We start from the raw sequence: 9784 nt of genomic DNA, 5'->3' as shown, positions 1-9784 counted from the left end.
CGCAAGCACGGCATCAACGCCTTCGAAGCCATCGCTGCCGCCGTCACAGGAAACCCTTGGGGACCAACGCCTCTCCCAACCACGTGAATAGTTACGTTCATGTTAAACGGGATCGGCGGGACAATTCAGACGGGACAACGGAAAAACTGCCCGTTCGGAGCAAAATTTTCGAGAAATAAGGGGAATTTCGCGCCATCAGAACGAATCCCGACGTCCAGATCCATTTTTCGGCTTCCCTTGAGAGTCTACTAAGGACTCTTTAGCCGTTCGTACCGGTGGATCTTCAATGTCTTCACGGGGCGCCGTCAACATAGTCCTGGACAATCCGGCACGGCCGTTCTCCCACGTCGCCGGTCGGCGACGTTCCGGCACGTCGACGGGGTCGGCAAGCTCGCGACGAATCGCAAAGCCGGCAGCAGGTCCGCAACCCGCACCGCGTCCTCCACGTATCCACATCGGTCAGCCGCGGCAACGCGGCCCCCCGTGCAGGCATGCGGCACGCAGCGTCGCCAAATCTCACGCAGCTGTGTCGGAGCGAGAGGCGGGAACCACGCACAGCAGCTGCGCGTCGGCGGCCGAACGGAAACCAACCACCCCCCAACGCCCGTCTTCGGCCAGACTGAGCGCTGAGTTCGCGCTGTCGAGCAACTCGCACACCACTTCGATCTCCCGCGCCCCGCCGTGCACCACCCGGTGGCGCGCCCCGGGCTCGATCCCCCGCGTCGGAGGAAGGAACGCACCAAGCAGCACGACCTCGTACCCGCGGTCGGCTACTGCGGCGGCGGATTCGATGGAACCGACCCCACCGGTTACCAGAATTCGCCCGCCCGAAGGCAAGGGCCATCGGCACCGGCCGGAGGACTTGCGGCCGGTGGCGCATGCGGGGGTGGGCGGCGTCGAATGGGAAGTATGAACTCGCTACCGATCCCACGGCTGCGCGCCGCCGTGGTCGGCCTGCTCGCCACAGGCGCCGCGCTCGGCGCGGGACACCTCGCGGCAGGCCTGGCCGACAGCCCGGCACCGTTCGTGGCGGTGGGCGGCGCGTTCGTCGACCTGACGCCGGAGCCGGTGAAGGAACTCGCAATCTCGCTGTTCGGCACCGCCGACAAGCTGGCGCTGCAGACCGGAATGGTAGTCGTGATCGCGCTGCTGGCAGCGCTCGCGGGACTACTTTCCCGGCGGCGCTGGTGGCCAGGAGCGATCGTGATCGGCCTGTTCGGGCTCGTCGGAGTGGCAGCCGCGATGTCCCGCCCCAGGGACGGTGTGGCGGCAGCGCTGACGTCATTGGTGGTCGGTCTCGTCGTGTTCCGGTTGCTACACCACACCGCGGAGATGGCGAGTGAAGCCCCGGCCGAGGTGGACGTGGGCCGCCGACGGTTCCTGATCACCTCGTCCCTGGTGGTGCTCAGCGCGGGAGCGGCCGGAATCGTCGGCGGGTTCCTGCAACGGGGCGCGGGCGTGATCTCTTCGCAGCTCGCGGCAGCCGCCCGCATCCCGAAGGTCCTGGTGCCGCCCATCCCGCCCGGCGCCGACTTCGTCGCCTCAGGCACACCGACGTTCCTGACCTCCAGCCGGGACTTCTACCGGGTCGACACCGCGCTGGTGGTGCCGCAGGTCCGCGCCGAGGACTGGCGGCTCCGGTTGCACGGCATGGTGCGGCGGGAACTGGTGCTGAGCTACGACGAACTGCTACAGCGCCGCGTCGAAGCCCGCACTATCACGATCACCTGCGTGTCCAACGAGGTCGGAGGCGGGCTGATCTCCACGGCCACGTTCGTCGGAGTGCCGGTGCGCGACCTCCTGCTGGAGGCCGGAGTCCGGCCAGGCGCTCAGCAACTGTTCACCACCAGCGTCGACGGCTACACCGCGGGCACGCCATTGGACGCGCTGCTCGAACCGGACCGGGGTTGCCTGCTCGCCGTCAGCATGAACGGCGAGCCGCTGCCCACCGAGCACGGTTTTCCGGTCCGGATGGTCGTTCCCGGGCTGTACGGCTACGTGTCGGCGACCAAGTGGCTGGTCGACGCCGAGGTCACCACCTTCGCCCGGCAGCATTACTGGGAGCGGCGGGGCTGGGCCCGGCAAGCGCCGATCAAAACCGAGTCCCGCATCGACCGCCCCCGGGCGGGAGCGGTCGTGCCCGCCGGGCCGGTCACGATGGCCGGTATCGCCTGGGCTCAGCACACCGGAATCGATCGGGTCGAGGTCCGCGCCGACGGCGGCCGGTGGCAGCCCGCCGAACTCGCCACCGACGTCAGCCGGGACACCTGGCGGATGTGGCGCGCCGCCCTGGACCTCCCGCCCGGTGGTCACGTCGTGGAATGCCGCGCCACCGACCGGACCGGCAGGACGCAGACACCGGAGCGCCGCCCGGTCGTCCCGGACGGCGCAACCGGCTGGCACGCCGTGGAGTTCACCTGCACCAGTTGACCTGCTAACCGAGGAGCTCCCGGTCAGCGCTGCGCCCCACCAATGCTCGACTTGATCCGGCGACCAACAGCGTTCCCAGGTGAGCTTGGCGTAGACGTCGATGTTGCACGAGCCCGTAGATGTCGACGGCAGACTGCACGCGCAAGGCCTGCCGGAGGGTGCCAAGCAGCCAGGCAGAGAACGTCTCGATGCACGCCTGATCGCCGCGTCGACGCCCGTCGATATAGCCCGCCGCCAGTTCGGGCTCGGTGCGTCCCGTCTCGCGCAAAAGCGCGATGGACGGCGAAATCCCAGGAGGTGGTCGGCTCGTTGGCGCCACGAGCTGGAGCTCGTTTCGGGATCCCGGCAGCGCTGAGCGTCCACAAGAGATGGTCAGTCCGCGAGGCCCTCCAGCTCCGCGGCGTTGCACGGCAGGCCCGGCCTCGCGACGTAGACGCGGAACGGCGCGCTGAGGTCCCCGGTGAGCTGCATCAGGCGGCGCAGAGCCCCGACCCCAACCGGCTGATCATCTCGTTGGCCAGCGCGGTCGTTGCGATCTCCCGCCGCAGCGGATGGGCCCGGATCTCGTCGGCGAACTCGGCGCGCAGCGCCGCGGGCAGTTACTCGACGGTCCCGGCCATCCGTGCGAATCCTCCGGCACCGCCGAATCGAACACCATTCGGTGGGACTGGTCCTTACTGTGCGCGCAGCATGGCCGGCTCCGGCCCCACACCACGCCTCACACCACCCGCCGCAGGCAGCAACTCCGCCTCACCAGGCGTCAGCAGCCCAGGCAGTCCAGCACCGCGAGATCGACCCCGGATTCTCATGGACGCTTTCGGGGCTGCACCACCCGCAAACGCCCACGGGCCCAGGTTGTACACGGCGACGAACCCCAAAACGCTAATCCACGTCGGACGGTCCTCGAGGAGAGACCTGGTCCGGACCTGGTCCACCGAATGAATCAACCCCGCTCCGCCGTCCGGTCCGCGCCGCAGGACCGGCGGTCGCGGACACCGGCCCTGCCCCATCGGGAACACGCGAGCGATTAGACCAATCGATTGACGGCCAATGTTGGGATGCATAACCCAAATAGGGGGACAGTCTCCAAACAAGGACATAACGGCACAAGAAGGGTTCTCCCGAAATCCCCCCAAAGGTTCCCAAAGCAATTCCAAAGAATTTTGGTATATACCAAGCAGAGGGCGCCCGGCAGCGCAAAAGACCCGACCATCTACTATTAATGACATCCCGATGCATTGATAAATTGGACAAAAGAAATACGGGAAGCATGGCCGCACAAACTGGTCACCGAGAGCTCTCCCTCTTAACCGAGTGTGAAGTTTCCCATATTTGATCTCGCTGCAAGGCGGCTAATCCGGTCGTAAATTGGGACCCGCGAACCGACACCGAATTCGCCTCATCGTTTCTCCGCGAGATCGGGAGAAGTCACCATGTGCGCAGCACCGATCCGGAACTCCGGCGGAGTTCCCGGACAATTCACCGATGGCCGGACCGGGGGTCAAACCGCGGGCGCGGCCGGTGACGCGCTACTCAGAATCGGCCGACTGGTGTCCAAAGAGGACACCTCTGCCGATCTTCATGCGGTGTACCGCAGCGGCGGCCGCGAGGGCGACGTTTTCTACCGCGACCGGTGGAGCCACGACAAGGTGGTGCCCACCACCCACGGCGTGAACTGCACCGGGTCCTGCCGGTGGAACGTCTACGTCAAGGACGGCATCATCACCTGGGAGACGCAGGACACCGACTACCCGTCGGTCGGCCCGGACCGGCCCGAGTACGAACCGCGCGGCTGCCCTCGCGGGGCCTCGTTCTCCTGGTACTCCTACTCCCCCACCCGCATCCGCTACCCGCACGCCCGCGGCATGCTGGTGGAGATGTACCACGAGGCCCGGCGGGAGAGCGGCGATCCCGTCGCCGCATGGCAGTCCATTGTGGACGATCCTGAGCGCAGGCAGCGCTACCAGCGGGCCCGCGGCAAGGGCGGGCTGGTCCGCATCTCCTGGGACGAGGCGGTCGAGATGATCGCTGCCGCGCACGTGCACACGATCGCCGCACACGGCCCGGACCGCATCGCGGGGTTCTCCCCGATCCCGGCCATGTCGATGGTCTCGCACGCCGTGGGGTCGCGGTTCATGGCGCTCATCGGCGCGCCGATGCTGTCGTTCTACGACTGGTACGCCGACCTCCCGGTGGCCTCGCCGCAGGTGTTCGGCGACCAGACCGACGTGCCGGAGTCGGCGGACTGGTGGGATGCCGCGTACCTCATGATGTGGGGCTCCAACGTGCCGGTCACCCGAACGCCCGACGCGCACTGGATGACCGAGGCGCGCTACCGGGGCCAGAAGGTCGTCGTCGTCTCGCCCGACTACGCCGACAACACCAAGTTCGCAGACGAGTGGCTCGCGCCGCACCCGGGCACCGACGCGGCGCTGGCCGTGGCGATGGGCCACGTGGTGCTCAAGGAGTTCTTCGTTGACCGTCCGACGCCGTTCTTCACCGACTACGTGCGGCGCTTCACCGACCTGCCATTCCTCGTCAGCCTGGTCGAACGCGGCGGCCGACTCGTGCCGGGGAAGTTCGTCACCGCCGCCGACATCGGCCGCGAAGGCCGGCACGAGGAGTGGAAGACAGTGCTCCTCGACGACGCGACGGGCGAGCCCGTGGTGCCCAACGGTTCGCTCGGATTTCGTTGGAACGACGGCGAAAATGGGCGATGGAACCTCGACCTCGGCGCCGTCACCCCGCGTCTGAGCCTGCACGGCCACGACAGCGAGCCTGTCGAGGTCATGCTGCCCCGCTTCGACGCGCCGGACGGCAGCGGTGCGGCGATCATCCGCGGCGTCCCGGCGATCCGGCTGCGCCCCGACGGCCCGCTGATGACGACCGTGTTCGACCTGCTGCTCGCGCAGTACGGGGTCGCCCGCGACGGCCTGCCGGGCGAATGGCCGTCCGGCTACGACGACTCGGACTCGCCGGGCACCCCGGCCTGGCAGGAGCAGATCACGTCGGTGCCCGCAGGTCGGGCCGCGCGGATCGCCCGGGAGCTCGCCGAGACCTCGATCCGCTCCCAGGGGCGGTGCATGATCCTCATGGGCGCGGGCACCAACCACTGGTTCCACTCCGACGAGGTATACCGGACGTTCCTGACCCTGCTGCTACTCACCGGCTGCCAAGGGCGCAACGGCGGCGGGTGGGCGCACTACGTCGGTCAGGAGAAGGTCCGGCCGCTGACCGGCTGGGCCACGCTGGCGTCGGCGGCGGACTGGCACCGCCCGCCGCGCCAGATGATCGGCACCGCCTGGTTCTACCTGCACACCGGACAGTGGCGCTACGACGGGCTCACGGCGGACGCGCTCGCCTGGCCCGGCTCGGCCGGGACGCTCGCCGGAGCCACGGCCGCCGACTGCCTCGCCCGCTCGGCGCGCGCGGGCTGGATGCCGTCCTACCCCACCTTCGACCGCAACCCGCTGGACCTCGCCGACGAGGCCGCTGCGGCCGGACTCGAACCCGGCGAGCACGTCGTGCGGGAGCTGCAGGCCGGGCGGCTGGGTTTCGCGGGCGAGGACCCGGATGCGCCGTCGAACTGGCCGCGGGTGCTGACCGTGTGGCGCTCCAACCTGCTGGGCTCGTCCGCCAAGGGCAACGAGTTCTTCCTCAAGCACCTCCTGGGCACCGACGCGTCACCGCGATCGACCGAGCCCGAGCAGCCACCGGTCGAGGTGCACCGTTCGGATGCGGCCGTGGGCAAGCTCGATCTGCTGCTGTCGCTGGATTTCCGGATGACCAGCACGACGCTGTTCTCCGATGTCGTGCTGCCCGCCGCGACCTGGTACGAGAAGCACGACCTGTCCAGCACGGACATGCACCCCTACGTGCACTCGTTCAACGCGGCCGTCAACCCGCCCTGGCAGTGCCGGACCGACTTCGACGCCTTCCACGCCATCGCCGCCAGGTTCAGCGAACTCGCCACGCACCACCTCGGCGTCCGGCGGGACGTGGTGGCGACGGCGCTCGGCCACGACACCCCCGGCGAAGCCGCGCAACCGGGCGGGGTCCTGCGCGACTGGCGCCGCGGCGACGTCGACCCCGTCCCCGGCCGGACGATGCCGGCGCTCACCGTCGTCGAACGCGACTACCCGGCGGTCGCCGCCAAGCTGGGCGCGGTCGGGCCGCTACTGGACAAGCTCGGCACTACGACGAAGGGCTACACCGTCGAGGTCGGCCCGGAACTGGCGTGGCTGGCGGAGTCGAACGGGGTCGCGGCGGGCGGACCGGCCGCCGGGCGCCCGCTCCTGGACACCGATCGCCGGACCGCCGACGCGATCCTCGCGCTGTCCGGGACCACCAACGGCCGGCTGGCCAACGAGGGGTTCCGGGTGCTGGCCGACCGGGTCGGCCGCGACCTCACCCACATCTCCACCCACCACATCGGACACCGGGTGACCTTCGCCGACACGAGGTCCCGGCCGGTTCCGGTGGTCACCAGCCCGGAGTGGTCCGGCGACGAGTCCGGCGGGCGGCGGTACGCTCCGTTCACCATCAACGTCGAGCAGCTCAAGCCCTGGCACACCCTCACCGGACGCCAGCACTTCTTCCTCGACCACGACTGGATGGCCGAACTCGGCGAGCAGCTGCCGCTGTACCGGCCGCCGCTGGACCTGCACCGGCTGTGCGGGGAACGCCGACTCGGCCCCGACGGCACCGCCGAAGTCGTGGTGCGTTACCTGACGCCGCACTCGAAGTGGTCGATCCACAGCGAATACCAGGACAACCCGATCATGCTGACGCTCTCCCGGGGTGGCCCGACGTTCTGGATGAGCCCAGCCGACGCGGCGGCCATCGGTGTCTCCGACAACGAATGGGTCGAGGCCGTCAACCGCAACGGCGTCGTGGTCGCCCGCGCGGTCGTTTCGCACCGGATGCCCACCGGAACCGTTTTCATGTACCACGCGCAGGACCGGACGGTGAACGTGCCGAAGAGCGAAACCACCGGCAGGCGCGGGGGAATCCACAACTCGTTGACCCGCGTGCAGGTCAAGCCGACCCACCTCATCGGCGGCTACGCGCAGCAGTCATTCGCGCTGAACTACCACGGCCCGACCGGCAACCAGCGCGACGAGGTCACCGTCATCCGCCGCCGCAACCAGGAGGTCGAATACTGATGCGCGTCATGGCACAACTGGCCATGGTGATGAACCTGGACAAGTGCATCGGCTGCCACACCTGCTCGGTCACCTGCAAGCAGACCTGGACCAACCGGGGTGGCGTCGAGTACGTGTGGTTCAACAACGTCGAAGCCCGCCCCGGACAGGGTTATCCGCGGCGCTACGAGGACCAGGAGCAGTGGCGCGGCGGCTGGCAGCTGGACCGCCGAGGCCGGCTGAAGCTGCGCGGCGGCGGGCGGCTGCGCAAGCTCGCGACGCTGTTCGCCAACCCGGACCTGCCGGAGCTCGACGACTACTACCAGCCCTGGACCTACGACTACCGGAACCTGCTGGAAGCGCCGCTGGGTGACGACACCCCGGTGGCCCGTCCGAACTCGGCGATCACCGGGCGCCCGACCAACGTCCGCTGGGGACCGAACTGGGAGGACTCGCTGGGCGGCACCCCCGAGCACGGCGAGTCGGATCCGGTGGTCGCGAAGCTGCGCACGCAGCTGGGCACCCGGATCCGCTTCGAGTTCGAACAGTCGTTTTTGTTCTACCTGCCGCGGATCTGCGAGCACTGCCTCAACCCGTCCTGCGTCGCGTCCTGCCCGTCCGGGGCGATGTACAAGCGGGCCGAGGACGGCATCGTGCTCGTCGACCAGGACCGCTGCCGGGGCTGGCGGATGTGCGTTTCCGGTTGCCCTTACAAGAAGGTTTACTTTAACCACAAGACCGGCAAGGCCGAGAAGTGCACTTTCTGCTACCCGAGGGTGGAGGTCGGGCAGCCGACGATCTGCTCGGAGACCTGCGTCGGCCGCCTGCGCTACATCGGGGTGCTGCTCTACGACGCCGATCGGGTTGGCGAGGCGGCCGCCACCACCGACGAGCACGAGCTCTACCCGGTGCAGCGGGACCTCTTCCTCGATCCGAACGATCCCGCCGTCGCCGATGCCGCCGAGCGGGCGGGCATCCCGCACGACTGGGTCGAAGCGGCCCGGCGCTCCCCGGTCCACGCCCTGATCTGCCGCTACCGAGTCGCGCTACCGCTACACCCGGAGTACCGGACGATGCCGATGGTCTGGTACATCCCGCCGCTGTCGCCGGTGGTGGACGCCGTCGCGGAGACCGGTTTCGACGGCGAGGACACCGGGAACCTATTCGGCGCCATCGACGCCCTGCGCATTCCCGTGGAGTACCTGGCCGAGCTGTTCACCGCGGGCGATGTCGGTCCGGTGCGGGATTCGCTGCGCAAGCTGGCAGCGATGCGCTCGTACATGCGGTCGCTGAACCTGGACGAACCGCCCGACGAGGAACCGCTGCGAGCGATCGGGTTGGACGCTGCGGAACTCCAGTCGATGTACCGGTTGCTGGCCATCGCGAAGTACGACGAGCGCTACGTCATCCCGACCGCTGGCATCGGCGACGCGCACGAGCTGGAATCGATCGCGACCACGTGCAGCCTGGACACGGACGGCGGGCCCGGCATGGGCGGGCTGCGGTCCGGTAGCACCGACCTGGTCGTGTGGGACGGCAGCGGGCGCCCAGACGGCATGTTCCCGACGCTTCGCGAGGAGCGGTCGTGAAGCGGCGCCGCATGGATTGCCGCTCGCGCGCGCTGGTGCGCCAGATTGCCGCGTGGTGCCTGCACTACCCCGACGCGGAGTTAGCCCAGCGAATGGACCTGCTGCGGGAATGCCTCGCCGAACTCGCCGGGACCGACCCGGCGAAGCACCTGCACCACACCCTGCAGCACCTCGGGAAGACGCCTGCGCAGCAAGCAGAGCAGCACTACATAGAGGTGTTCGACACCAGCCCGCGCCGCGGCCTGTACCTGACCTGGTACGTGCACGGCGACACCCGCTCGCGCGGCGGCGCGCTGGCCAAGCTGGCGGGCGTGTACCGCACGCACGGCTACCGGATCACCGGTGGCGAACTGCCGGACTACCTGCCCGCCCTGCTGGAGTTCTCCGCCGGTCCGCGGCGACGCGAGGGCGAGCGCCTGCTCGGCCGCTTCCGTCCCGCGATCGAGATGTTGCACCGCAAGCTCGCCGAGATCGAGACCCCATACGCCCCTGCCGTGCAAGCCGTGCTCGACGCCGTGCCGCGACAGCGCGAAAGCACCGCTGCTCCCTCGCAAGCGCCGACCGAGCAGGTCGGACTGCAGCCCTATCCGCTCCCCCTCCAGGAGGGCCGCCGATGACACC

7 protein-coding genes are annotated in these 9784 nt (G+C 68.8%); 4 read left to right on the top strand and 3 right to left on the bottom strand.

Translation table 11 applies throughout. The features are described 5' to 3' along the window. Window positions 1–516: 516 nt before the first annotated feature. Window positions 517–837, bottom strand: a complete 321-nt coding sequence (locus ACWDKQ_RS08300) for a hypothetical protein (RefSeq protein ID WP_450138068.1) — start codon at window positions 835–837, stop codon at window positions 517–519. A gap of 72 nt (window positions 838–909) precedes the next feature. Here ACWDKQ_RS08300 and ACWDKQ_RS08295 point away from each other — a divergent pair, with 72 nt between their 5' ends. After that, window positions 910–2430: a molybdopterin-dependent oxidoreductase gene (locus tag ACWDKQ_RS08295; RefSeq protein ID WP_450138067.1), complete on the top strand. Its 1521-nt coding sequence runs from the start codon at window positions 910–912 to the stop codon at window positions 2428–2430. A 4-nt stretch (window positions 2431–2434) separates the two neighbouring features. On the opposite strand, the gene ACWDKQ_RS08290 is transcribed toward ACWDKQ_RS08295, so the two are convergent. Together ACWDKQ_RS08290 and ACWDKQ_RS08285 are read right to left on the bottom strand one after the other, a co-directional pair. Next, entirely contained in the window at window positions 2435–2749 is a 315-nt protein-coding gene (locus ACWDKQ_RS08290) for a hypothetical protein (protein WP_450138066.1), read from the bottom strand. A 151-nt stretch (window positions 2750–2900) separates the two neighbouring features. Beyond that, window positions 2901–3017 (bottom strand): hypothetical protein, encoded by a 117-nt coding sequence (locus ACWDKQ_RS08285; RefSeq protein ID WP_450138073.1) that lies wholly within the window; start codon window positions 3015–3017, stop codon window positions 2901–2903. 846 nt (window positions 3018–3863) lie between these two features. Here ACWDKQ_RS08285 and ACWDKQ_RS08280 point away from each other — a divergent pair. The 3 genes from ACWDKQ_RS08280 to narJ are packed head-to-tail and all read left to right on the top strand — an operon-like array spanning window position 3864 to window position 9780. Continuing rightward, on the top strand, window positions 3864–7595 hold the full coding sequence (locus ACWDKQ_RS08280; RefSeq protein WP_450138065.1) for a nitrate reductase subunit alpha: 3732 nt from the start codon (window positions 3864–3866) through the stop codon (window positions 7593–7595). Next, window positions 7595–9163 (top strand): nitrate reductase subunit beta, encoded by a 1569-nt coding sequence (gene narH, locus ACWDKQ_RS08275; protein WP_450138064.1) that lies wholly within the window; start codon window positions 7595–7597, stop codon window positions 9161–9163. Before ACWDKQ_RS08280 ends, narH begins: the two co-directional genes overlap by 1 nt. Then, window positions 9160–9780, top strand: coding sequence for a nitrate reductase molybdenum cofactor assembly chaperone (gene narJ, locus ACWDKQ_RS08270; RefSeq protein WP_450138063.1), 621 nt, complete (start codon window positions 9160–9162; stop codon window positions 9778–9780). Before narH ends, narJ begins: the two co-directional genes overlap by 4 nt. The last annotated feature ends 4 nt before the right edge of the window (window positions 9781–9784 follow it).

It is taken from the genome of Saccharopolyspora sp. NPDC000995 (assembly GCF_053599315.1).
The sequence above is the reverse complement of the archived record's forward strand: the minus strand, read 5'-3'. Positions and strand labels throughout refer to the sequence as shown.